Here is a 2,127-nt window from a genome sequence, read left to right as displayed (position 1 = left end):
ACCCCAGGAAAGGCTCTGAGTGAAGTTAGTCTGTTATGAGGAATACAAAAAAGCCGAGAAACGTAGACGTTGCACGCTCAAAGTCTGATGCGTGTAGCAGCGATCGCTTTCTTGGCATTCTTGGCAACGTTTACGATCGAGACTTCGGCTTGACTCGCACGTTGAAAAACTCTCAATCTATTACTAATAAAGCTTGCAATGACTGCATCGACTCCTGCCTACGTTCTCGCCCTAGACCTCGGTACTACTGGAAACCGAGCGATCTTATTTAATGCTGACGGGATGATTGTTAGCTCTGCTTACAAAGAACTCACGCAGTATTATCCCCAACCGGGTTGGTTAGAGCATGACCCCAGAGAAATTTGGCAAGATACTTGTTGGGCGATGCAGACTGTATTGCAGAAGGCGGATATCACTGCAAAAGATATTGCTGCAATTGGGTTAAGCGTGCAGCGAGAAACTTGTCTGTTGTGGGACAAAACCACGGGGCGACCTTTACATAATGCAATTGTCTGGCAAGACCGACGCACTGCACCCCTGTGCAATCAACTCGCAAGTCAAGGTCACGCAGCAGATATCTACGATCGCACGGGGTTAGTATTAGATGCCTACTTTTCTGCAACTAAATTAACTTGGTTGTTGGAGGACATTCAACGAGAATATTCCCCCATTGATTTAGAGAATGTTTTCGCAGGCACGATTGATACCTGGATTCTCTGGAACCTTACAGGTGGTAAGGTACACGCCACGGATGATAGTAACGCCAGCCGCACGATGTTGATGAATTTGGCTTCGCGGGAGTGGGATCAGACGTTACTGAAGTTATTTAAAATTCCGGTTCATTTGATGCCAAAAATTCAGCCAAGTTTAGGCTTATTTGGTTATACTCAGCCGGAATTATTAGGCAGTGAAGTGCCAATTATGGCAATTTTGGGCGATCAACAAGCTTCTTTATTTGCTCATGGTTGCGATCGCCCTGGCTTATTAAAATGCACCTATGGCACCGGCTGCTTCTTGGTTACGCATACCGGAGAAAAAATACAGCGATCGCGCAATCAACTCCTTTCAACTGTCGCTTGGACACAGACAGGCAATGACGGACAAATCCAAGTCGGTTATGGCATGGAAGGCAGTATATTTACCACTGGAGCTTGCATCCAATGGTTGCGAGATGGCATTAAACTCATTACTGCGGCTACGGATACAGAACGAATGGCGCAGCAGGTGGCGGATAACGGGGGTGTTTACTTCGTTCCAGCGTTGAGTGGTTTGGGTGCGCCGCACTGGGATATGAGTGCGAGGGGGGCATTTTTCGGCATTACAGGCGGAGTCCAGCGAGAACACATGGTTAGGGCGGTGCTGGAAGCGATCGCCTTCCAAGTCAAAGAAGTTGTACAGGCAATCAACCAAGATAGCGGTACCGACATTTCCCTGCTAAAAGTAGATGGCGGAGCTTGTCAAAATGACTTTTTAATGCAACTCCAAGCGGATGTTTTAGGAATACCTGTAGAACGTCCAGCCGTTCTCGATGCTTCTGCACAAGGTGCCGCTTTTGCTGCTGGTTTAGCAGTTAATTTTTGGCAAGATTACACTACATTAACCGCGAGTCGTCAAATTGACCGAACTTTTCAACCCGGTGCGGGAGTTACCCAGGCACAGGCAAATTTTACCATGTGGCAAAAAGCAGTTGAAAGAGCGAAACATTGGGCAGAGTGAAGAGGACGGAGGGCTGAGGAGTGAGGACTGAGGGCTGAGGGCTGAGGGCTGAGGTTGAATAGAACTTCTTGGTTAAGATTATGTCCGGCGAATTAGACATAATTCCTCAGCATCCGGAACCCCACCCCAACCCCTCCCCGCAAGCGGAGAGGGGCTATCAACTCCCCTATTGCCCGTAAAACATCAAAAACATTTATTCCGGTTCCCTCTCCTTTTAGGAGAGAGATAGGGAGAGGTTTCAATGGGATTATTTGCCCAATCCCAGAAAAATTGTCAGATAATCTCTATCTGCGTGCCAACTGACGGACGCTTGAAGGACTCCCAGGCATTGCCACCGCGTAAGAACAGTTCGATCCAGCGTGTTTCTTCGCCTTGGGCATTTTTCCAACCGCTGCTACCGGGTGCGAAGGC

Annotated in this window: 1 protein-coding gene; it reads left to right on the top strand. The window is 48.2% G+C overall.

What is annotated here, in order from left to right:
* Window positions 1-198: 198 nt before the first annotated feature.
* On the top strand, window positions 199-1,716 hold the full coding sequence (glpK, locus tag H6F50_RS05880) for a glycerol kinase GlpK (protein WP_190427375.1): 1,518 nt from the start codon (window positions 199-201) through the stop codon (window positions 1,714-1,716).
* Window positions 1,717-2,127: the final 411 nt, after the last annotated feature.

It is taken from the genome of Coleofasciculus sp. FACHB-712, assembly GCF_014695635.1.
Taxonomy (GTDB): Bacteria; Cyanobacteriota; Cyanobacteriia; order Cyanobacteriales; family FACHB-T130; genus FACHB-T130.
The sequence above is the reverse complement of the archived record's forward strand: the minus strand, read 5'-3'. Positions and strand labels throughout refer to the sequence as shown.